At 65.8% G+C, this 22,261-nt stretch carries 21 protein-coding genes; 10 read left to right on the forward strand and 11 right to left on the reverse strand.

What is annotated here, in order from left to right; genetic code table 11:
• Both GH660_RS16610 and GH660_RS16615 read right to left on the reverse strand, forming a co-directional pair.
• Positions 1-846 carry a 23S rRNA (adenine(2030)-N(6))-methyltransferase RlmJ gene (locus tag GH660_RS16610; RefSeq protein WP_153147878.1) on the reverse strand — a complete coding sequence of 282 codons (846 nt, stop codon included), beginning with the start codon at positions 844-846 and terminating at the stop codon, positions 1-3.
• Positions 846-2,366 carry a hypothetical protein gene (locus tag GH660_RS16615; protein WP_153147879.1) on the reverse strand — a complete coding sequence of 507 codons (1,521 nt, stop codon included), beginning with the start codon at positions 2,364-2,366 and terminating at the stop codon, positions 846-848. The genes GH660_RS16610 and GH660_RS16615 overlap by 1 nt, the downstream gene beginning before the upstream one ends.
• An 86-nt stretch (positions 2,367-2,452) precedes the next feature.
• On the opposite strand from GH660_RS16615, the gene GH660_RS16620 reads away from it, so the two are divergent.
• Entirely contained in the window at positions 2,453-2,812 is a 360-nt protein-coding gene (locus GH660_RS16620) for a DUF3301 domain-containing protein (RefSeq protein WP_153147880.1), read from the forward strand.
• Positions 2,787-3,635: a D-hexose-6-phosphate mutarotase gene (locus GH660_RS16625; RefSeq protein WP_153147881.1), complete on the forward strand. Its 849-nt coding sequence runs from the start codon at positions 2,787-2,789 to the stop codon at positions 3,633-3,635. Before GH660_RS16620 ends, GH660_RS16625 begins: the two co-directional genes overlap by 26 nt.
• 19 nt (positions 3,636-3,654) lie before the next feature.
• On the opposite strand, the gene GH660_RS16630 is transcribed toward GH660_RS16625, so the two are convergent.
• Positions 3,655-5,412 (reverse strand): diguanylate cyclase, encoded by a 1,758-nt coding sequence (locus GH660_RS16630; protein ID WP_194266344.1) that lies wholly within the window; start codon positions 5,410-5,412, stop codon positions 3,655-3,657.
• 162 nt (positions 5,413-5,574) lie between these two features.
• On the opposite strand from GH660_RS16630, the gene GH660_RS16635 reads away from it, so the two are divergent.
• Complete coding sequence (locus GH660_RS16635; protein WP_153147883.1) at positions 5,575-6,306, forward strand: DUF2189 domain-containing protein; 732 nt, start codon at positions 5,575-5,577, stop codon at positions 6,304-6,306.
• A gap of 60 nt (positions 6,307-6,366) precedes the next feature.
• The gene (locus GH660_RS16640) at positions 6,367-7,941 is read left to right on the forward strand and encodes a peptide chain release factor 3 (protein ID WP_153147884.1); all 1,575 of its coding nucleotides are present in this window, start codon (positions 6,367-6,369) and stop codon (positions 7,939-7,941) included.
• A 6-nt stretch (positions 7,942-7,947) separates the two neighbouring features.
• Here the strand turns inward: GH660_RS16640 and GH660_RS16645 are convergent, their stop codons facing one another.
• The 3 genes from GH660_RS16645 to GH660_RS16655 all read right to left on the reverse strand — a co-directional run bounded on the left by GH660_RS16645 (position 7,948) and on the right by GH660_RS16655 (position 11,359).
• Complete coding sequence (locus tag GH660_RS16645) at positions 7,948-10,416, reverse strand: hypothetical protein (protein WP_153147885.1); 2,469 nt, start codon at positions 10,414-10,416, stop codon at positions 7,948-7,950.
• Between the two features lie 144 nt (positions 10,417-10,560).
• A complete protein-coding gene (locus GH660_RS16650; protein WP_153147886.1) occupies positions 10,561-11,004 on the reverse strand; it encodes a YaiI/YqxD family protein in 444 nt (147 codons plus the stop codon).
• A gap of 46 nt (positions 11,005-11,050) precedes the next feature.
• Positions 11,051-11,359, reverse strand: a complete 309-nt coding sequence (locus tag GH660_RS16655) for a hypothetical protein (protein ID WP_153147887.1) — start codon at positions 11,357-11,359, stop codon at positions 11,051-11,053.
• Between the two features lie 174 nt (positions 11,360-11,533).
• Here GH660_RS16655 and ylqF point away from each other — a divergent pair, with 174 nt between their 5' ends.
• Together ylqF and GH660_RS16665 are read left to right on the forward strand one after the other, a co-directional pair.
• Positions 11,534-12,433, forward strand: coding sequence for a ribosome biogenesis GTPase YlqF (gene ylqF, locus GH660_RS16660; protein ID WP_153147888.1), 900 nt, complete (start codon positions 11,534-11,536; stop codon positions 12,431-12,433).
• Between the two features lie 97 nt (positions 12,434-12,530).
• A complete protein-coding gene (locus tag GH660_RS16665) occupies positions 12,531-14,792 on the forward strand; it encodes a PAS domain S-box protein (protein WP_153147889.1) in 2,262 nt (753 codons plus the stop codon).
• A gap of 39 nt (positions 14,793-14,831) precedes the next feature.
• On the opposite strand, the gene GH660_RS16670 is transcribed toward GH660_RS16665, so the two are convergent.
• Genes GH660_RS16670 through GH660_RS16690 form a run of 5 tightly spaced genes read right to left on the reverse strand, consistent with a single transcriptional unit; the run spans position 14,832 to position 18,315 of the window.
• Positions 14,832-16,172, reverse strand: a complete 1,341-nt coding sequence (locus tag GH660_RS16670; RefSeq protein WP_153147890.1) for an ATP-binding protein — start codon at positions 16,170-16,172, stop codon at positions 14,832-14,834.
• Positions 16,169-16,825, reverse strand: coding sequence for a response regulator transcription factor (locus GH660_RS16675; RefSeq protein ID WP_153147891.1), 657 nt, complete (start codon positions 16,823-16,825; stop codon positions 16,169-16,171). The genes GH660_RS16670 and GH660_RS16675 overlap by 4 nt, the downstream gene beginning before the upstream one ends.
• Positions 16,826-16,838: 13 nt before the next feature.
• The gene (locus GH660_RS16680) at positions 16,839-17,444 is read right to left on the reverse strand and encodes a cytochrome b/b6 domain-containing protein (protein ID WP_153147892.1); all 606 of its coding nucleotides are present in this window, start codon (positions 17,442-17,444) and stop codon (positions 16,839-16,841) included.
• Between the two features lie 3 nt (positions 17,445-17,447).
• On the reverse strand, positions 17,448-17,909 hold the full coding sequence (locus GH660_RS16685) for a diheme cytochrome c (protein ID WP_153147893.1): 462 nt from the start codon (positions 17,907-17,909) through the stop codon (positions 17,448-17,450).
• Between the two features lies 1 nt (position 17,910).
• Complete coding sequence (locus GH660_RS16690) at positions 17,911-18,315, reverse strand: DUF1924 domain-containing protein (RefSeq protein ID WP_153147894.1); 405 nt, start codon at positions 18,313-18,315, stop codon at positions 17,911-17,913.
• Positions 18,316-18,507: 192 nt separating this feature from the next.
• Between GH660_RS16690 and GH660_RS16695 the strand changes: the two genes are divergently transcribed.
• From GH660_RS16695 to GH660_RS16710, 4 genes are all read left to right on the forward strand, one after another.
• A complete protein-coding gene (locus GH660_RS16695) occupies positions 18,508-19,101 on the forward strand; it encodes an SRPBCC family protein (protein ID WP_153147895.1) in 594 nt (197 codons plus the stop codon).
• A gap of 131 nt (positions 19,102-19,232) precedes the next feature.
• Positions 19,233-19,904 (forward strand): alpha/beta hydrolase, encoded by a 672-nt coding sequence (locus tag GH660_RS16700; protein WP_153147896.1) that lies wholly within the window; start codon positions 19,233-19,235, stop codon positions 19,902-19,904.
• The gene (locus tag GH660_RS16705) at positions 19,901-20,506 is read left to right on the forward strand and encodes a 3'-5' exonuclease (RefSeq protein ID WP_153147897.1); all 606 of its coding nucleotides are present in this window, start codon (positions 19,901-19,903) and stop codon (positions 20,504-20,506) included. Before GH660_RS16700 ends, GH660_RS16705 begins: the two co-directional genes overlap by 4 nt.
• A 96-nt stretch (positions 20,507-20,602) precedes the next feature.
• On the forward strand, positions 20,603-22,036 hold the full coding sequence (locus tag GH660_RS16710; RefSeq protein ID WP_153147898.1) for an IS1182 family transposase: 1,434 nt from the start codon (positions 20,603-20,605) through the stop codon (positions 22,034-22,036).
• The last annotated feature ends 225 nt before the right edge of the window (positions 22,037-22,261 follow it).

Consider the following 22,261-nt stretch of genomic DNA (forward strand, 5'->3'; position numbering starts at 1 on the left):
TCAGTCGCCCTGGCTTTCCAGCACGAAGCGGGCGCCATCGCCCTGGGCGAGAGTCTCGGTCAGCCTGGGCAGGGTTTCGTGGAGCTTCTTTTCCAGAGTCCACGGCGGGTTGATGACGAACATGCCGCTGCCGTGCATGCCGAAGCCGTCCTTCGTGGGGGCGTGGACCTCCAGCGTGGCATGCAGCCAGTTCGCCGCACCCAGCCCCTTGAGGCGTTCCGGCAGCTTGCGCGACTCGGGTTTGGTCAGCAGCGGGTACCACAGGGCGTAAGTGCCGGTGGCGAAACGCTTGAGCGCCTCCTGCAGGCCCTTGACGACGTTCGCGTAGTCGTCGCGCGTTTCGTAGGAGGGGTCGATGAGCACCAGCGCGCGCCGGGTCGGTGGCGGCAGGATGGCCTTCAGCCCGGCGAAGCCGTCGCCGGCGGTGATCGTGACCTGGCGGCCGGCCCCCCGGAAGCATTCCTGCAACAGCTTGACGTCGGTGCTGTGCAGCTCGTAGAGGCGCAGGCGGTCGCTGTCGCGCAGCAGCTGGCTGGCCAGCCACGGCGAACCCGGGTAATGGCGCAACTGGCCGTCCGGGTTGAGCATTTTGACGAATTCCACGTAGTCGACCGCAGCCGGCGGCAGTCCCTTGCGCTCCCATAGGCGGCCGATGCCGTCGCGGTACTCGCCGAGCTTGCTGGCGTGGGCCGATTCCAGCGCGTAGCGGCCGGCGCCGGCGTGGGTGTCGATGATCCAGAACGGCGCCGGCTTTTCGCCCATGTATTCGGCGATCTGCAGCAGGATGAGGTGTTTCAGCACGTCGGCGTGGTTGCCGGCGTGAAAGGCGTGGCGGTAGCTGAGCATTAAAGCGGGACCAGGGCGAAGAATTCCAGCCCTTCGGAGGCTTCGAGGCGGCGGCCGATCTGCCACAGCTGGGTGGTGCCGGAGGCGGCGAGGCGGAGCTTGTGGCCGCTGGCCAGCTGGCCGGGACGGGCGATGATGCCGGGGCGGTCGCCGTAGGCCGGCAGGCGGTGGAGGTAGATGCCGCGCCGGATTTCGTTGTGGCCGGGCAGGTCGACGACGCTGACCTGCGGCGACAGCGCCTGCAGGCCGAGTTCGAGGCGGCCCTGGGTGTTGGTGGCGATGCGCCGGACCAGGCAGACATGGACCTTGCTCGATTCGCGCGGCTGCAGGGCGACGATGTTGCCGACGCCGACCTTCCAGTTCTCGCCCTGGATGAAGCGGACGAGGAAGCCGTCGGGGCTCTGGTCGATCAGCGACCATTCGCTGGGCGCGAAGCTTTTCGGGCCATGCTGGTTGGCCGCGTCGGCCGAGCGCCGCGAGCGCGCGCTGCCTTCGATGAAGGGAATGACCTGGGCTATGCCGCCGACGAGGTCGGCGTGCGGCTTGAAGCGCTTGCGCGCGAAGCGGCGCATCGAGCGGCCGCCGAGCGCCAGCTGCAGGGTGTGGAGCAGGGCCGGCGGGATGTCGAGGCCGGGTTCGTCGCTGAATTCGGCGCTGCGGTTGGTCGATTTGTCGAGGGCCGCGAGAACGCCGCTGCAGTCGATGATGAGGCCGTCGAAGATGGGTACGCCCTGCGGCAGGCGCTGCAGCGGGGTGCCGGGGTTGCCTTCCTCGGGACGCACCAGGAAGCAGGAGCCGCTGGCCTGGCTGCTGTTCGTTTCCGGGGTCACCTCGGCGATCCTGGCGTGGATGGCCAGTTGCTGGGTGCAGAAGATGGCGGCCGCGAGATCGACGCGCGGCAGCTTGCTCGGTTCCAGGTAGGCGAAGAGCAGGGCGCTCAGGTACTGGTGTTCGATCGGCGCGATGTCCTCGTCCGGCGTCCGGGCATGCTGCTGGCGCGCCATCTGGTACAGCTCGTGGAGCATGGTCCACGACGACGACGAGGGCTTGGCGTAGGTCCGGTAGGCCAGCTGCTGGCGGCGGGCGAGGAGCATCATCGCGCGCAGGACGGCGCGCTGGAACATGCGGCCGAGGGCCTTGTGCTGGGTGCCCTGCGCGATGGCACGGGCGATCCCGTAGTAACCGACGGCCAGCGCCTTCATCAGGTTGTCGGCAGCGAGGGCGGAACTGGTCGCGGCGAGCGGCAGCGGCAATTCGGCGTAATCGATGTGCCGCTCGAGCACGGGCAGTGCCTTTTCGGCCTCCTGGCGGGCGTCCTCGAGCAGCTTGAAGCGCATGTGCAGGTTCTGCTGCTCGACGATGGCGGGAATCACGCTGGTCGTGAGCTCGTTGACCACCTCGTAGGACGACAGCCCGGCGACCGTATCGAGCAGTTCGCGCACCTCGGCTGCCTTCTTCTCGGCCAATGGCTGGGCGAAGGGGATCAGGTCGCGAAACAGTCTCAGGGCGGACTTCATCATTCGGCGCAAGTGTGAGGTGCGCGGATTATCCCGCAAAATCCCCAAAAACGCCGTGGCATGTTTCACGGTTTGCGTATACTTCGGCGATGGATTTTCTCGAACTGCTCGTTCTGGGCCTGATGGCAGCCGGCGTCTGGCTCTGGCTGGACAGCCTCAAGGCGCGCGAAATCGGCATCCGGGCAGCGCAGGCGGCGTGCGCCGAGGAAGGGCTGCAACTGCTCGACGAAACGGTGGTCATCCGTTCGCTGCGGCCGGCGCGCGACGATGACGGGCAACTGAAACTGCGCCGCGTCTACGCCTTCGAATACAGCGACAACGGCGACAACCGCCGGCCCGGCAGCGTGACCATGCTCGGACAGCGCGTCGAACTGCTGCACGTTCGCCCCCAACTCTACGTGGTGCCCAGGGCGCCGGAAACTCATGAAACCCAGTATCGAAACGATTGAATTCCACGGTATCGAGGCCTTGCGCCTCAACGGGCCGCGCGGCGCGTCGGCGGTCATCAGCCGCCTTGGCGGGCAGGTCCTGTCGTGGATCACGCCGGACGGCCGCGAGCGCCTGTTTCTCTCCGAGCGGGCGGTTTTCGACGGCAGCGTCGCCATCCGCGGTGGCATTCCGGTCTGCTTTCCGCAGTTTGCCGGCCTCGGCACCCTGCCGAAGCACGGTTTCGTGCGCACCCGCGAGTGGACAGTCACGGCGCAGCGCTGCGGCGACGACTATGCGCTGGCCACCCTCGCCATCGCCGACGATGCGGACACTCGCGCCCTCTGGCCGCACCCGTTCAAGGCCGAAATCACCCTGATGATCGAGGTCGACCGCATCGATGTCGAATTCGGCGTCGAGAATACCGGCTCCGCCCCGTTCGACTTCACCGGCGCGCTGCATTCCTATCTGCGCGTCGTCCAGGTCGAGGATGCCGCGCTCGAGGGTCTGTACGGCCACGACTACCGCGATGCCGCCAACGGCGACCGGGTGGTGCGCGAAACCGGCACCGAGCTGGTCGTCGACGGCGAGGTGGACCGCGTCTATCGCAACGTCCGGCGGCCGCAGCTGCTCAAGGCCGGCAACCTCAGCCTGGGCATCCAGAGCCAGGGGTTTCCCGACGTCGTGGTGTGGAACCCGTGGGTCGAGCGCTGCGCCGCCCTCGCCGACATGGCGCCCGACGGCTGGCGGCACATGCTGTGCGTCGAGGCGGCCATCGCCAGCCAGCCGGTGACGCTGCCGCCCGGCGAGGAGTGGTACGGACGGCAGACCCTGGTCGCCGTCTGAGGGCAGGCAGGCGCTCCGCTCAGGTGGAGGGCAGCACCGAGAGCCCGGCCACCCGGTTGCGGCCGGTCTGCTTGGCGCGGTAGAGCCACTCGTCGGCGTCGTTGATCAGCTGGTCTAGGCTTTCGTGGGCGCTCCGCTCGGCGATGCCGAAGCTGGCCGAGAGCTTGATCGGCTTGCGCAGCGTGCCCAGGCGCAGGGCGGCGATCTTCGAGCGCAGGCGCTCGGCCAGCAGGCTGGCCTGCTCGGCGTTTGTTTCCGGCAGCAGGATGACGAATTCCTCGCCCCCCCAGCGGGCGACGATGTCGCTGCTGCGGCAGACTTCCGGCAGCAGCGCCGAAACCGCCTGCAGCACCTTGTCGCCCATCGCGTGGCCGTGGGTGTCGTTGATTTTCTTGAAGAAATCGATGTCGACCATCATCGCCGCCAGCGGGCGCTGGCTGCGCCGGGCAGTGCTCCATACCGGCGCGGCGTGTTCGAGGAAAGCCCGCCGGTTGAGCAGCCCGGTCAGCGGGTCGGTGCGGGCGAGATGCTCGGCTCGCGCCTGGGCGCGCTGGTACTGGCGCATCCGGTAGGCGAGGGCGAGGGCGAGCAGGATGCCCTCGGCGACGACACCCCAGCCGGCGGCATGGAAGGCGACCGACGAATAGGCGAGGCCGAACCAGACGGCCAGCGCCGTCGCCATGTTGCCCAGCATCGAGGTCAGTGCGGCGGTCAGGAAGTAGTGGCTGGCGATCTGGCCGCGGCGGGCCGCGACGATGCCGAGCCAGACCATGACGATCGAGAACGCCAGGACGAAGAGAAAGGCGACCAGCACCGCGTCCGCCTGGCGCTGGAGCAGGATCGCCAGCAGGACCACGAGGAGCCCGGTCAGCGATAGCCAGCGCACCAGACGATGCAGTTGCGGCGCGAACTGGCCGAGATTCAGGAAGCCGTCGGCGAAGCGCAGGCCCAGACAGCCGAAGATCACCATCATCAGCGGGATGGCGTATTGCTGCAGGGTCGTGTTCGCGGGCCACAGCCAGATGTAGGCGTGGCCGGTGTAGCACAGGTTGAGCAGGATGAAGCTGCCGAGATAGACGGTGTAGTCGAGGTAGCTGCGTTCGCGCAGACCGATGTAGAGCATGGCGTTGTAGGCGATTAGCGCCAGCAGGAAGCCGTAGAGCAACCCATAGCCATAGTCGTACTGGCGCTGCAGGGCGCCGATCTGGGTGTCGTCGAGCAGGCGGACGGGCACCAGCAGCGGGTCCGGCGTCTCGACGCGGAGCAGGATCTCGTTCTGGCCGGGCGGCAGCGTCAGCTCGAAGACGTAGCCGAGGCCGGGCAGCGGGTGCTGGGCGCCCGCGTCGGCGTCGCCCGCCGTCCGGTGGGCGACGAGCTGTCCGTCATTGACGAGATAGACGTCGATGCGGTCGAGCCAGGAGTTTTCCACCTGCAGGCGGCGCTCGGCGGCACGCAGACCGTTGTTGTCCGCGGCCAGGCGCAGCCAGACAGGGCGCGCCCCGATCCCGAACTTGAGCACTTCCTCGTGACCCCGGACATAGGCCCCGCGTCGAAACTGTTCGACCGCCTCGTCGAGCGTCAGCGGCCGCCCCTTCTCGACGATGACTTCCATCCAGCGGCCGAGCGGTTCGCCGGGCAGGAATTCGAGCGCCGCGGCGTGAACCCAGACGGCCTGCATCGCCAGCAGCCAGAACAGCACGGCGCCGACCAGCCGGGACAGGGCCGGCAGGCGTGCAGCGGGGCGACAGAGCGAGGCGGAAGGCATGGAAACGAGCATGGGCGCAAGGTTAGCCGCGGGCCTCGTGACGCCGGTATGAAATTTTCCACGGTCGGGGCATGACAATACTGAAAGCAGGGGAATTATTTGATCTGGATTGGCGTCCGGGCATCGGCTTTTGGTTAGCCTTCCCATGTCGCCGCCAACCGGATTTCCGCCGCCATGACCATCAACCCCCTAACGACCGCGATGCTGCGCCAGGCCCTGGCCGACGGCTGGCGCCTCGCCAACGCCACGCGCGGCGTCAGCATCGCCTACTCGCTGATTTTCGTCCTGGGCGGTGCGGCGATCATGGGCGGGCTGCTGGCGCAGGGGTGGTCGCCATTCGTGATCGCCGCAGCGGGGGCCTTCATGCTCGTCGGGCCGGCAATCCTGGCCGGATTCTTCGGGATCGCGCGGGCGTTCGAGGCGGGCGCGCCGGTCACCCCGGGTGCGGTGGCTGCCGGCTTCGCCGGCGCGGCGCGGGCCCTGTGGGCGCTGGCGCTGGTCTGCGGCCTGCTGTTCATGATCTTCATCACCGACGCGGCGATTCTCTATGCCTACATGGTCGGTGCCACGCCGGTTTGGCTGGTCGACCTGATACCGGCGGCGGCCGGCGTGATCGGCTTCGTCAAATGGGCGGCGGTTTCCGGGCTGGTCGTCGCGTTGCTGCTCTACTGCATTTCGGCATTTTCGGTGCCGCTGCTGTGCGAGCGGCGGACGGGGCTGGTCGATGCGGTGGTGACCAGCGTGCGCGTCGTGCTCGGCAACTTCGGACCGGCCATTTTGTGGGCTTTTTTGCTGTCGACCGCAACCATCGCCAGCGTCGTGCTGCTGCCGCTGCTGCCGCTGACCCTGCCGTGGCTCGCCTACGCCAGCCGGGCGCTCTATCGGCAGGTTTTGCCGCCGGGCTAGGTCTTTGTTGCATTGCGGCAACGGTATAATCGCTGTCTTTCCGCTCTTCAGCCGCCCGCCGTGACCGCTCTCGACACCGAAATCGCCCGCCGCCGCACCTTCGCCATCATTTCCCACCCAGACGCCGGCAAGACGACGCTCACCGAAAAGCTGTTGTGGTTCGGCGGCGCCATCCAGGTCGCCGGCGAAGTGCGCGCCCGCAAGGCCAGCCGCCACGCGACCTCGGACTGGATGGAGCTGGAAAAGCAGCGCGGCATCTCGGTGACCTCGTCAGTGATGCAGTTTCCCTACCGCGAGTGCATGATCAACCTGCTCGACACGCCGGGCCACGAGGACTTCTCGGAAGATACCTACCGCACGCTGACCGCCGTCGACTCGGCGACCATGGTCATCGACTCGGTCAACGGCGTCGAGGCGCAGACCATCAAGCTGCTGAACGTCTGCCGCATGCGCGACACGCCGATCCTCACTTTCATCAACAAGCTCGACCGCGAGGGCAAGGAACCGATCGACCTGCTCGACGAAATCGAGTCGGTGCTCGGCATCCAGTGCGCGCCGATGACCTGGCCGATTGGCATGGGCAAGCGCTTCCGCGGCGTCTATCACCTCTACGACGACGCCATCGCCTTCTTCGACCCGCAGGCCGAGAAGGGCACGGCCGAGATCATCCAGGGCCTCGACAACCCGCGCCTCGACGAGCTGATCGGCAGCCAGGCCGACGAACTGCGTACCGACATCGAGCTGGTGCGTGGCGCCTCGCACCCGTTCGACGCCGCCGAATACCTGGCTGGCAAACAGACGCCGGTGTTCTTCGGCTCGGCGGTCAACAACTTCGGCGTGCAAAGCCTGCTCGACGCCGTCGTCGACCTGTCGCCGGCGCCGATCGCCCGCCCGGCGGTGACCCGCCAAGTGCAGCCGAACGAGCCGAAATTCTCCGGTTTCGTGTTCAAGATCCAGGCCAACATGGACCCACGGCACCGCGACCGCATCGCCTTTCTGCGCGTCTGCTCGGGCCGTTTCGAGCGCGGCATGAAGGTCCGACAGGGGGCCGGCGGCAAGTTTCTCGCCGTCAACAACGCCATCACCTTCATGGCGCGCGACCGCAGCACGACCGACGAAGCCTACCCGGGCGACATCATTGGCATTCCCAACCACGGCACCATCCGTCTCGGCGAAACTTTCACCGAGGGCGAGGACCTGCGCTTCACCGGCATCCCGTCCTTCGCACCCGAACATTTCCGTCTGGCGCGGATCGCTAATCCGCTTAAAATCAAACAATTGCAGAAAGGTCTTCAGCAATTGGCTGAAGAGGGGGCAACTCAGCTTTTCCGCCCCCTGGCGGGCACCGACCTGATTCTCGGCGCGGTCGGCACGCTGCAGTTCGACGTCGTCGCCAGCCGGCTGGAAAACGAATACGGCGTCCAGGTCATCTTCGAGAACTACAACTGCTCGACGGCGCGCTGGATCCACGGCGACGCCAACGAGCTGCGCCAGCTTTCCGACCGCTATAGCGCCAACGTCGCGCTCGACGGCGCCGACGACCCGGTCTACCTGGCGCCGAACAACGTTTACCTGAACATGGTCAAGGAAAAGTACCCCAACCTGCGCTTCGCCGAAGCGCGCGAGGTAGCGTAGTCGCAATCAGGGATTGCCAGCGCCTTCTGACAGCACTCGGGCGCAGTCGGGAACCTCGGCAATGTAGGCTTGGGCATCGTCCTTGCCAACGCCGAGGCGCGCTTGCGCACGTTCATCGTTGCCCCAGCCTGGTGTCCTGATGTCACCCCATGCCGATAGAAATTTCAGATCCCCGGAGTCGGCACTGCCCCTGATCGGATGCGCACCCTGCCAGCACAGGATGCGCTCGTAGGCCTTGCCACTCGGGTCGGAACGGACACGATCTATTGCCTGGATTGCCTGGCGTGTGTAATGCCGGGCCAGTTCGCGGTAGGCGCCATAGATGTTGGCGCTCGAGTTGAATGTCATCTTCACCGTCGATCCCTGGGGAAACTCCGGTGTGTCGAAGTTGGAAACGTGCCGCACGTAATTGTCATTTCGTAGCAACACAGCCGAGCTTTCGCATGGCAGTTCGTCGTTACTGCCACAACTCGCGATGATCCGGCGTGAAGATTCCCCTGCCGGTGATACATGGCAACCGGGGCCTTCCGCTTCTGGAACTTGGCATTGGGTTTGCTGGTTGAGCCAGTAGGGGTAGTCGAAAGCCGGCTTGACGATCCATAAGCGATTGACCGGGTCGGCGAGGCAACCGGACGGCTTCTCGCTCGGGCTGACGCAAGCGGCAAGGAAGGGGTAGGGCCAACCCCATATCGGGTAGAAAAATGCCGGCTCGCCCATTATGTTTCGGTGTCCTTTCAGGTTTTGCAACTTGTCTGCTAACTGCTCGTCATTCCGCGCGTTCCGCGAGCGGCGGAGGATGTTTTCGTTCAGGCAGCCCTCTGGCCAGCGTGTCAGACCAGGAATGTGCAAGTGCAGGCCACGCCGCAGGTAAAGTTCATTGTGCAGGTAGCAAAGGTCTCCCATGGAGCCTTCGGCATCCTGTGAGTGGTCTGAGACGATGATGTCCCTGACGCCCCCTACAATCGGGCCGTAGGCGCCGAGATTGTCCGAAGAGCCGCCATCGACCAGGCGCACGAATACCGGGTCGCTCCCGGCCGCATGCGCGCTTGCCGACTCTGCAAGATACAGGGGGAATGGGGCAGATTCATGCACCCTCTCCCGCACCTTTCCTACCCTTGGCCGATGATTCTTGTCCAGATTTATCAGATCGATGCCCCAGTTGAGGTTGCTTGCCTGTAACCCTACCCCGGCAAGAAAGCGCGCCGGTTGCCCCAGCGTCTGTTCATTGGCGTCAAAGAAAGCGGCCGATGCATTCACTGCGCTCAATAAGGGCGAGAGGTTCTCGAGGGGTTCGTCGGTGTCCCACAAGGTGCGATGATCGATCGGAATCGGCCCGACAGACTCCGCGCATTGCTCTTGCCCCGACATGTGAAAGATGTGTTCGTCGAGGTTTACATCGTTCTGGCCGAGCCAGCCGAGCAAGTGGCGACTGGGAGCCGCAGTCGCGTTGATCACCCAGAGCGGTGGATCCGTGGGTTGGCCGCGGGTCAACTCCCGGAGCTTGGCGAAATTCAGATTGCTGGCGTCGAGCACCAGCCGGTCATCGACAAATTTCGCGCCGGCAATGGCATGCACGTTTGCGGCCCACTCTGTTGTTCCCTGCAGGGCTCTGGCGTCCTGCGGGCGCAAACCGAAAGCCATGCCGATCCCGTCACGGTAGGCGACGCGCGATGGCGAGAGGTTGACTGGCCAGTCGAAGATGAAGTTGGCGGTCCAGGCGAAGGGCAGCGAGATGCCTGTAGCCAGAACGAGAACCGCGCCGGAGGCCAGGTTGGGTGCCGTATCGTTTTGGCCGTCGTCGCTTACCCCAAAATTGCAGAATTGCCAGGCAAGGACGTCCTGATGGCAGCGGAGAAACTGCTGGTGCAGGGTTTCGGGACGGGTCGTGTTCCAGTAAGCGGTTGCCTTTTCCAGCTTTTCCGTCCCTGCGTCGATTATCGCGTTGGCGTAGGGCGGGCAGAACAGACTTTCCTTGGTCGTTCCCCGCCGCCCGGCTTCGGCTGTCGTGATTTCATCATGATTTGCGAAATGTTCCTGGAGGTTGTTCGGAATGCAGTCGGTGAAGTAATTCCTGAGCGAGTCCGGTTTCCAGGTTTCTCCCGATTCAGACGTGCTGGAGGACGTCTTCTTGTCGCTATTCGCGTCGATAAGCCGTGAATAGAGGAAATATCCCGCATAGCTGCCACCGGATACCGTGGAGATCATGCCGGTCTGAGCGATGGCAAGCTTGCTTCCCCGCTCGGCCGATCCTCTGGCTTTCATTTCCTCGCTGGTCAGCGCCGAGAGTACGCCCATGCCGAAAGATGCCGCCTTGGTGCCCCCGCCGGCCAGGGTAACTGCCAGGCCGAATTGTGTATTTCTTGCATCGTCCACGAGCGGCTGGCACTTTTTGCCATCACTATTGCCACCGTTGGCCGGGCCACCTGCACCAAGGAGGAGCGATGCGAGTGCCAGCCACTGAAAGACGGGCTTCATGGGTCGCCTCATGCAGATGAACTGAAACGAAATCGGCGGAAGAAGTGTGCCAACATTCAGGTTGGCATGCCGATACCTGAAGGCTATGCGTGCACAGTAGCGATGCGCAAGGCCTTGCGCAACAAATCGCCTCCAGGCAGATCCTCAGCGCCTAGCCAGCAGGCGGTCGAGCTGGTTGGCGAACGCCTGGCGGTCAGCCTGGCTGAACGGCGGCGGCCCGCCGGTTTCGACGCCGCTGCCGCGCAGGACGTCCATGAAATTGCGCATGTCCAGTGCCTGGCGGATGTTTTCCTTGCTGTAGAGCTCGCCGCGCGGGTTGAGCGCCAGCGCGCCCTTGTCGATGACGGCGGCGGCCAGCGGGATGTCGGCGGTGATGACGAGGTCGCCGGCCTGCACGTTTTCCGCGATGTGGTTGTCGGCCACATCGAAGCCCTTGGCCACCTGGACCGAGCGAATGCCCGGGTAGGGTGGCGTTTTCAGCCACTGGTTGGCGACCAGCGTCAGTGGCAGGCGGGTGCGTTCGGCGACGCGGTAGAGAATTTCCTTGATGACGCCGGGGCAGGCGTCGGCATCGACCCAGATGTGCATGGGGAATCCGCGGGTGGCTGATTCCCGATGATACCTCCTGGAACGCTCAGGGCAGCGGGATGACGATCGGCGAAACGCCGATGGTCACGGCCGGGCGCGGCGCGTAGTAGGGCCGCTCGTAGACCACCGGGGGCGGCGGGCCGTAGTAAACCGGGGCCGGTGCGTAGTAGGGCGCATAGACGGCGGGGCCTCGGTAATGGCGGTGATGATGATGGTGCCTGTGTTCCCAGCCGCGGCCGTCGTAATAGCGGCGGTCGTAGTCGCGGCCGCGGCCGTCGGCGAAGGCGGCGGAGGCCGAGAGGGTCAGGATGGCGCCGGTCAGGGTGGCGGCGACGATCTTCATCAGGGTTTTCATGCGGTTTCTCCTGCGGTTCGAGGTCCCGGCCACGCTGTGCCGGATTGCATGATCGAAGGATAGCGGGGGCGCGCCGGCCAAGCTGTTAGGAATTGTAAGCAAATGTAGACCGGCGCCCGCTGGCCGGATTTGGGATAATGCCCACCTTTCCCGCCATCACGCCGCGCCACGCCCATGTCCATCCAATGGTTCCCCGGTCACATGACCTCCGCCCGCAAGAAGGCGGCCGAAACGCTGGCCATGGCCGATGTCGTCGTCGAGGTGCTCGACGCCCGCCTGCCGCAGGCGAGCAGCAACCCGATGATCCACGAGCTGCGCGCCTTCCGCCAGCGCCCCTGCCTCAAGCTGCTGAACAAGGCCGACCTGGCCGATCCGCTGGCGACCAAGGCCTGGCTCGACTATTTCGCCCAGCAGCCGGGCGTCAAGGCGGTGGCGATCAGCTGCAAGAAGCCCGGCGACGTCGCGCGCGTGCCGGCGCTTGCCCAGCAACTGGCGCCGCATCGCAACGATGCCGTCAAGCCGCTGCGCCTGATGATCATGGGCATCCCCAATGTCGGCAAATCGACCTTGCTCAACGCGCTGGTCAAGAAGAAGGTGGCCGCCGTCGGCGACCAGCCGGCGGTGACCAAGAGCCAGCAGCGCATCGACATCAGTTCGCGGCTGACCCTCTACGATACCCCCGGCATGCTGTGGCCGAAGATCGCCCACCCGGTCGACGGCCTGATGCTCGCCGCCAGCCATGCGGTCGGCGTCAATGCCTATATCGACATCGAAGTCGCCACCTTCCTTGCGGCCTTCCTGCTCGACCATTACCCGGCCCTGCTTACTGCCCGTTACGGGTTTCCCACGCAAGGCAGCGATGCCGTTGCGGTCATCGAAGCGATTGCCAAAAAGCGCGGTTGCATCATAAAGGGCCGCGGCGGCGAACTCGACCTCGAAAAGGCTGCGGCTATCCTGCTGGTCGATTACCGCAGCGGCGCCCTCGGGCGCATCAGCCTCGAAACCCCGACGCTGCGTGCGGCGCGGGCCAGTACGCTGGAGCAGCCGGTTGCGGTCGACGGTGAAAAAGACTGAAAAACCGGATTTGCCCCTGCGCGGACGATTGATTGGCGTGCCGTAATATCGAAACGTCAGCCATCATTGGCCTGCAATATCCTGAAGACCTGAGTTCATGCAAGAAACCTCCTCCGGAAAAGACAAGGCGACCGCCACCGCAGCCTCGGCGCCGGATGCCCGGATGTTCCAGTGCGCCGATGCCCTGCCGAGCATTCTGGAAAACATGCTCAACGGCGTCGCCTATTGCCGGATGCTGTACGAGGATGGCGTGCCGCAGGACTTCATCTACCTCTACACCAATCCGGCCTTTCACGAACAGACGGGGCTCGGCCCGGTCTGCGGCAAGCGCGTCAGCGAGGTGATCCCCGGCATCCGCGCCGCCGACCCGCAGCTGTTCGAAATCTACGGCCGGGTCGCGGCAGGCGGCCAGCCGGAGAAATTCGAGACCTTCCTCGAATCCCTGCAGGCCTGGTTCGCCGTCCAGGCCTACTCGCCGGGCCCGGACCACTTCGTCGCGGTCTTCGACGTGATTACCCGGCGCAAGCAGCTCGACAGCGAGCTGCACCTGCAGGCGCTGGTGCTCGACCAGATCCAGGAGCAGGTGACGGTCACCGACCTCGCCGGCACCGTGAAGTATGTCAATCGGGCGGAAACCGAGGCGCTCGCTTCGCCCGGGGAGAACCGTATCGGCCGCCATGTCTCGGTCTATGGCGACGGCCCGCAAGCCGATGCGACGCAGGACGAGATCGTCGAGGCGACCCGCCGCTTCGGCGCCTGGCGCGGCAAGGTCGTCAATTACCGGGCGGACGGTTCGCCGATGCTGATCGACCTGCGCACCAGCCTGGTCCGCGACGAATCCGGCAAGCCGGTCGCCATGGTCGGCGTCAGCACCGACATCACCGAACAGCAGGTCGCCGAGGAGACCCTGCGGGCGAGCGAGGAGCGCTACCGCCGGCTACACGAAAGCCTGCTCGATGCCTTCGCCATGGTCGATATGGCGGGCTATATCCTGGAATCCAACCCGGCGTTCCAGGAAATGGTCGGCTATTCCGCCGACGAGTTGCGCCACATGACCTTTTTCGAGATGACCCCCGCGCGGTGGCACGAGATGGAGGCGCGCATCGTCGCCGAGCAGATCATCGCCGAAGGCCATTCCGACGTGTACGCCAAGGAATACATCCGCAAGGACGGCACCGTGTTTCCCGTCGAATTGCGGGCCTTCCTCGTTCGCGACCGGGACGGGCGGCCGGAAGCGATGTGGGCCATCGTGCGCGACGTCACCGAGCGGAAAAAGACCGAAGAACGGATGCAACTGGCACAGCAGATTTTCGACAACGCCAGCGAGGCCATCTTCGTCAGCGATCTTCAGGGCAACCTGCTCGACGTCAACGCCGAGGCGTGCCGGCTCGCCAAATACACGCGCGAGGAGATGCTGCGCCTGCGCAACGTGGATATCGTTGCCCAGGAGGAAACCCCGCGCATCGCGCCGGAACTGGCCCGCTGCGATGCCGGCGACGTCGTCGAGCAGCGCTGGCTGCTGCGCTGTTCCGACGGCTCGACGGTGCCGCTCGACCTGGTCGTCCAGCGCCTGCCGGGCGATCGCTACCTGGCGATCGGCCGCGACCTGACCGAGCGGGAGAAGGTGCTCCGGCAGCTGGCGCAGGCGCGCGACGAAGCGGAAAAGGCCAGCCGCGCCAAGTCGCGCTTCCTCGCCGCCGCCAGCCACGACCTGCGGCAACCGATCCTCGCCATCAACCTGTTCCAGGATGCCCTGGGCAAGACCGAACTGAGCCCGGAGCAACGGCGGATCGCCGAGTATCTTTCGCGGTCGGCGGAAAGCCTTTCGGGGATACTGAGCGAGTTGCTCGAGATTTCCCGATTCGACTCCGGCACCGTCCAGCCTGGCATTGGCCCGGTGCGGGCCGAGGATCTGTTCCGCAGCATCGATACGGAATTTTCCCCGCTGGCCGGGATCAAGGGCCTGCGCTTCAAGTTCTTCTTCCCGCAGAAGGGGCTGGTGCTGCTCAGCGACCAGAAAATGCTCCTGAACCTGCTGCGCAACCTGATCGACAACGCCTTCAAGTACATCGAGGGCGGCGGCGTGCTCGTCGGCATCCGCAGCCGCGGCGACCGTGCCCTGATCCAGGTCTGGGACACCGGCATCGGCATCGCGCCGGAACACATCGAGGCGATCTTCGACGAATACTTCCAGGTCGGGAATCCCCAGCGCGACCGGGCCAAGGGGCTGGGCCTCGGGCTCGCCATCGTCCGGCGCCTGGCCAGGACTCTCGGCTGCCAGGTCGGCTGCCGCTCGCGCCCGGGCAAAGGCTCGGTGTTCGAGTTCCGCCTGCCGCTGGCGGGCGAAACAACTGATTAATCCGCGCCGGGCCGGATGCCCCGGCCGTCGTGCCTGCCGCTAGCTGCGCGCCTTCCAGACGACGGTGGCCTGCAATCCGTGCAGGTCCCGGGCGGTCGCCAGTTCCAGCTCGGCGCCGTGCAGTTCGGCGATGCGGGCGACGATGGCCAGTCCCAGGCCGCTGCCCGGCTGGGTGCCCTGGTCGAGGCGATGGAAGCGGCGCAGCACCGAATTCCGTTCGCCGGCCGGAATGCCGGGGCCGCTGTCGCTCACGCTGAACCGGATTTGCTCCGCCGCGTGTTCGACGGCTACCCGCAGCTGCCCGCCGGGCGGGGTGTAGCGGATGGCGTTGTCGACCAGGTTGCGGACCAGCACCCGCAACCATTCGGCCTGGCCGTTCACCGTGCAGCCGGGCGTCGCATCGAGGGAGAAATCCAGGCTCTTTTCGAGGATCAGCGGGCCGAGATCGGCGCACACCGCCTCGGCAAGCACGCCGAGGTCGACCGGCTGCGGGTCGGGCAGGCCCGATTCGGGGTCGAGGCGGGCCAGCTGCAGCATCTGGTCGACGAGGTGGGCGGCGCGGGTCAGGCCGCTCTGCAGTTGGCCGAGCGAACGTGCGCGTTCGCCGTCGTCGCGGGCGCGCAAGGCGACCTGTAGCTGGGCCTGCAGCGCCGCCAGCGGGGTGCGCAGTTCGTGGGCGGCGTCGGCGGTGAAGCGGCGTTCGCCTTCGAGCGCCGCCTCGACACGCAGGAACAGGCCGTTCAGGGCCTCGAGCATGGTGCGGATTTCTTCCGGCGCGCTGGCCGGCGCAACCGGCTGCAGCTGTTGCGGCGCCCGCCGGGCGATCTGGCCGGCGATGCCGTCGAGCGAGGCGAGGCCGTGCCGGGTCGCCAGCCAGACCCAGAGGCCGATCAGCGGCAGGCCGAAGAGGGCGGGGAAGAGCAGGCGCCAGGCGATGTGGCCGATCAGGTCGTCGCGGATGTGATGGTTCTCGCTGACCTGGACCTGCAGCGTGCCTTCGTCGTTCCACTGGCTGAAATGGCGCCAGTGGCCGTCCTCGCCGCGCGTTTCCGAAAATCCCCTGGTTGCGGTCAACGGCGTTTCCGGGGCGTTTTTCGAGCGCATCAGCAGCTTGCCGTCGGCGCGCCAGATCTGGAAGCGCAGGCGGCGCTGGTATTTGTGGGCGGCGTCACCGAGATCCTCGATGTCGTCGCCCTCGTCGTGCCCGGCCAGCGCCAGCAGGGTCTGCGCCGCCTGGGCGAGCTGGGCGTCGAACAGTTCGTCGACCTCGTGGTGGGCGTCGATGTAGCTCAGCACCATGGTCGCCAGCCAGGCGGCGGCGACGCCGCCGAGCAGCAGGCCGAGCAGGCGGCGGCGCAGGGAGAACCAGGCGGTGGTCACTTGGGTATCGTGTAGCCGACGCCGCGCAGGGTGCGAATCAGATCGCTGCCCAGCTTCTTGCGCAGGTGGTGGATATGCACTTCGAGCGCGTTGCTGTCCGGCTCGTCGCGCCAGCCGTAGAGCGACTGTTCGAGCTGGGTGCGGGTCAGCACGCGGCCGGCGTTTTCGAGCAGCATCTGCAGCAGCGAGAACTCGCGGCTGGAGAGTTCGACCGCCTGGCCGGCCAGCGTGACGCTGTGGGCAGCGGGATCAAGGGCGAGCTCGCCGTGCGCCAGCAGCGGCGCGGCACGGCCGGCGCTGCGCCGGGCCAGGGCGCGGATGCGGGCGGCCAGTTCGTCGAGGTCGATCGGCTTGACGAGGTAGTCGTCGGCGCCGGCGTCGAGGCCGGTCACCTTGTCGCCGGTGGCGTCGCGGGCGGTCAGGATGAGCACCGGCATGGTCTGGCCGCGGCTGCGCGCGCGCGTCAGGACATCCATGCCCGACAGCTGCGGCAGGCCGAGATCGAGGACGACCAGATCGAAGCTCTCGGCGTGCAGCGCGTGGTCGGCGGAATTGCCGTCCCTGACCCAGTCGACCGCGAAACCCGCCTGGCGCAGGCCGACGGTCAGGCCATCGCCGAGTTGGGGATCGTCTTCGACAAGCAGGATGCGCATGGGCGGGATTCTATCAGCTGGCGATCCACCAGCCGGCCAGCGCCACCCAGGCCAGCAGCGCGGCAGCGGCAAGCGGCCGGGCGGAACGGATGGCGGCGTCCGGCGAGCCCGCCTTGCGGCCGTTCACCATGGCGCGCACCAGGTTTTCGCCGTGCACCAGGCTGCCGGTGAAGACGCCGGCGAGATGCACGATGACGACGATCAGCATCGCGGTGGCGAGGCCTTCGTGCAATTCTTCCAGCCAATGGCCGCCGAGATCGGCGTACGTCGCCCAGCCGGCGAGCCCGGTCAGGAGGGCGAGGCCGAGCAGCAGCACGATGGCCCAACCGCCGGCCGGGTTGTGGCCGACCTGATGCGCCGGTTGCAGCCGCAGCAGGCCGAACAGGTAGGCGCGGACTGCCGCCGGCCCGCGCACGAAATCGGCGAAGCGGGCGTAGCGCGAGCCGATGAAGCCCCACGGCAGGCGGAAGGCGGCGACGGCGAGCACCGTCGCGCCGGCGCCAACATGCACCAGGCGGAAGCTCTCGCTGTCGCCGGTCAGCCAGGCCAGCCCGAAGCCGCCGACCATCAGCCAGTGGCCGAGGCGCACCGGCAGGTCCCAGACGAGTATCTTTTGCATGGCTTACCTCTTCAGTTCGCGGAGCGCGATGTCGTGTTCGCTGTAATTGCCGTCGGCCGCCCCGCGATGACAGGCCTCGCAGTTGGCCGGCGATCTGACGCGCGGGTCGCGCCAGAGCCCGGCCGGCACTTCGCGGTGCTTGCGGACGAAGCGGGCGGTCTGGCTGATGCGTGGCGGTTCGCCGGCGGACCCGAGCTTTTCGGCATTGCCGGCGCGGCGTTCGAGAAAGGCCGTGATTTCCTGCCTTTTTTGATCGTCGACCGCAGCATCCGAGCCGAAATGGTCGTCCAGGCCGGCCATGATGCGCCGCCAGTCGCCGGCGGCGAGCAGGGCGGGCGGATAGGCGAGGTGGCAGCTGCCGCACTCGGCCCGGTAGCTGGCCGGCGTGTCGGCCGGTAGCGGCAGGCGGTCGGCGTGGGCGGGAAGGGCGGCGGTGATTGCCAGGAGAATAACGAGGCGCTTCATGTCAGCGCACCTCGTTCATGAAGGCGACGAAATCCGCCTTCTCGCCCGGCGTGCAGGCGCGGCCGACGACTTCCTTGCAGTTGCGGCCGAACCACTTCTCGACCCGGGCCGGGTCGGCGAAGCGTTCGGAATTGGCGGCGACGGCGAGCGGCCGGATGGCCTTGCCGGTGACGACGTGCTGGCCGCCGGCGAGCGGCTTTTCGGTGTGGCAGCTGGTGCATGCCGGCATCCGGTCGTTAACCGCGAAGCGCCGGCTGAAAAAAGCTTCGCCACGCGTGGCCGACGGCGTGAAGCCCGGCTCCCGGGCGGCCGCGTCGGTGGCATAGGCCTGGAGAATCTGCTGCGGGGTTTCGGCGTGGCTGGCAAGGCTGGCGAGCAGCAGGCAGAGGGCCGGGAAGGCTTTCATCGCGCTTGTCCTGAGGTGATCATGTCCGTGCAGTGTAGGGAGCGCGCCTTAACGCCATCTTAGGGAAAGCTTAAGCGGCGCTTAAAGGCCGCCGGGCTGACCCGCCGCGAGCGATGCAGCCGGGAACGGGCGCGAACCATATTCGTTCGGCGTGTTCCAAACATCATAACTTCATGCCCGGAATGAATCCCGATGTCGATGCGCATGGCCATCCTCGCCGTCCTTTCCTTCCTCTGCAGCGGTTTCGCGTTTGCCGCCGAGCCGGAAGTCGTCGTCGCCGTCAGCGAGGCGGGCGAGGCTTTCGTCGTCGAGGCGACGATCCGGGTGCCGGTGGCGCAGCGGGTCGCCTGGGAAGTGCTGGTCGATTTCGATCACATGACCGGCATCCTGAACAACCTGACGGCGAGCCGTGTCGCCGCCCGCCAGGGCAATGTCCTGGTGGTCCGGCAGGAAGGCGTCGCCCGCTTCGGCCTGTTCTCGTATGCCTTCAAGGTCGAGCGGGAAATCCGCCTGGAGCCGATGAAGCGCATCCTGACCCGCAACCTGACGGGGTCGCTGAAGCGGATGGAGAGTGAGGTGCGCCTGGCGGAAGGCAAGGGGCCGGCGACTCAGATCGCCTATCGCGCCGAGTTCGTCTTCGATTCGGTGATCGCCGGGTTGTTCGGTGCCTCCTTCCTGCACCACGAGGTCGAGGAGCAGTTCCGCCTGATGGCCGCCGAGATGGTGCGGCGCGACAGCGAACTCAGCGCGGCGACGCTGCAGCAGACACTGCATTCCGGACCCTAGCCGCCGGCTGTTTTATGCCGGGCGGCGTCGCGAACTTGCCCATCGCCGCGCGGCCAAGGATACTTCGGCCAGCCTGCCGGCCGCCGCCCGGCAGAAAACCATCGTTTCCGAACGGAACCAAGGAGTCTCCATTGCCAGAAGAACTGTCCGCCATCGAAATCGAAACCGCCGCCAACCCACGTTACGCGGTGATCTGGCTGCACGGGCTCGGCGCCGACGGCGCCGATTTCGTGCCGGTCGTGCCGGAACTGGGCCTGCCCGACGCGCCCGGAGTGCGTTTCATCTTTCCCCACGCGCCGTACATCCCCGTCACCTGCAACGGCGGTTACGTCATGCGCGCCTGGTACGACATCATTTCGCTGGAAAGCACCAGCCGCCGCATCGACGAGGCCGGCATCGTTCATTCGCGGGCGGCGATCCGCCGGCTGATCGCCCGCGAGAACCAACGCGGCATCCCCTGCGGGCGGATCTTCCTGGCCGGCTTTTCGCAGGGCGGGGCGGTCGCCTACACGACCGCGCTGACCCACCCGGAGCCGCTGGCCGGCATCGTCGCGCTGTCGACCTACCTGCCGTCGGCCGAACTGGTCGGCCGCGAAGCCAGCGCGGCCAACCGGGCGATCCCGATCTTCGCCGCCCACGGCACCGTGGATGACGTCGTTTCCCCGGCCCTGGGCCGGCAGGCGCGCGATTACCTGGCGCAGCACGGCTATCGCCTCGACTGGCACGAATACCCGATGCCGCACGCCGTCTGCCTCGAGGAAATCCAGGCCATCGGCGCCTGGCTGGGCGCGCGCCTGGCATGAGCGATGTGGTGCTCACCCGCGGCGCGCTGGCCGAAGGCGATCTGCCGCTCTACGAAGGCATTCCGCTGGCGCGGATCACGCTGGTCGACTCCGGGGAGCAGGCCGCCGCCGCCTATGCCGCCCTGCTGGCCAGCGACGCCATCGGCTTCGACACCGAATCCAAACCGACCTTCCGCAAGGGCGAGGTGTCGACCGGTCCGCATCTGGTCCAGCTCGCCACCGACGCCCACGCCTACCTTTTCCCGGTCGCCTGCCTGCCCGGCGCGCAGGCCCTCAAGGCGATCCTCGAATCGCCCGCCGTGCTCAAGGTCGGCTTCGGCCTCGGCAACGACCGCAGCGCACTGAAATCGCGGCTCGGTATAACGCTGGAAAACGTCCTCGACCTCGGCGAAACCCTGCGCGGCCCCGGCCACCGTGGCACCGTCGGCGCCAAGGTGGCGGTCGCGCATTTCTTCGGCCAGAAACTCCAAAAATCGAAAAAGACCGGCACCAGCAACTGGGCCAGCCTGCACCTGACCGAGCGCCAGCTCCTCTACGCCGCCAACGACGCGCATGTGGCGCTGCGGCTTTATCGGGCGTGGTTGCGGAGTGGGGTGGCGTAGGCTTTGGGCTGATGTCGGCCCAGACTGTGTAAAAACAGTGAACGAAATTAGCCAGTCGTGATCTATGCAATAGGCATTGGCGACAAGGCAGTCAAGATGAAGCGTTTTATCCAGGGAGAGAGTCGAACCCAAAGTACCTTGCTTCCCGCTGTGCTGGATGACTACATCGTGGATTGCAACCCGGTCCGGGTCGTCGATGTGTTTGTCGATGAACTGGCGTTGGGTAGCTTGGGTTTTTCGGGGATTGATCCGGCGGCTACAGGGCGGCCGGCTTACCATCCGGCAGTGCTACTGAAGCTGTATATCTACGGCTACCTCAACCGCATTCCGTCTAGTCGGCGACTGGAGCGAGAAGCACAGCGCAACGTCGAATTGATGTGGCTTACGGGGCGCTTGATGCCCGACCACAAGACCATTGCCAGTTTCCGTAAGGACAACGGTCCAGCGATTCGCAAGGTCTGCCGGCAATTCGTGGTCTTGTGCCAGCAACTCAACTTGTTCACGGAAGCGCTGGTCGCCATCGACGGGAGCAAGTTCAAGGCTGTCAATAACCGTGATCGGAATTTCACGAGCGCCAAATTGCAGCGGCGGATGGCTGACATCGAGGCGAGCATTCAGCGTTATCTGACCGAACTTGAGACTGCGGATCGGCAGGAACCTGACATTGCCCAAGCCAAGGCCGGTCGGCTCAATGACAAGATCGCCGCCCTGAAGGCACAGATGCAACAACTCCAGATGATCGAAACCCAGTTGGCGCAATCACCCGACGGACAACTCTCTCTGACCGACCCCGACGCTCGCTCGATGAAGACTCGAGGCACCGGGGTCGTGGGCTACAACGTGCAGACTGCCGTGGATGCCAAACACCATCTGATCGTCGCGCACGAAGTCACCAATGTTGGCATTGATCGAGACCTTCTGGTCGGCATGGCGAAGCGGGCACGAGAAGCTATTGGTGGCGGAAATCTGACTGTGATTGCCGATCGAGGCTACTTCAAAGGTGAGCAAATTCTGGCCTGCCAGGAAGCAGGGATTACAGCCATCGTCCCGAAAACCAGCACCTCGGCGGCCAAGGCCGAGGGTCGCTTCGATAAGGCCGATTTCGTCTACGACCCGGCGGCCGATGAATACCGTTGCCCGGCAAATCAACGTCTTGTCTGGCGATTCGCCCGTGTCGAAGGCGGTCTGATGCTCAATCGGTACTGGAGTTCTGCCTGTCCGCAATGTGCCATCAAGGCGCAATGCACGCCGAGCGACTATCGTCGCGTCAGCCGCTGGGAACATCAGGCGGTGCTCGATGCCATGGAGCGCCGGCTAGATATGGCGCCTGACAGCATGCGCATTCGCCGGCAGACCGTTGAGCATCCCTTCGGGACGCTCAAGGCCTGGATGGGCGCAACCCACTTCCTGACCCGCACCCTGGAAAAGGTGAAAACGGAGATGAGTTTGCAGGTCTTGGCGTACAACTTGAAACGAGTGATCAACCTTCTGGGGGTGACGGGGCTGATAGCAGCGTTGCAGGCGGCCTGACGGCCAGTCAGTAACCTTCAGATGCCCTCTGCCTGTTTCCATCCATACCAATCGCCCACGCCAGGAACCTGTGCCAACCGGAGTTTTTACACAGTCTGGGCCAAGAGCTGGCATTGGCCAATGACCGGTAACGAGAAGCCCATGTTGGCGTCTGTATCCGAGGCCAGGCTACCCGCTGAACGTAACCAACGCCGCAGTAGCTGTGGGCATGGTGCAGCTGAATGA

The sequence above is a fragment of the Dechloromonas sp. H13 genome (assembly GCF_009469615.1).
GTDB lineage: Bacteria > Pseudomonadota > Gammaproteobacteria > Burkholderiales > Rhodocyclaceae > Azonexus.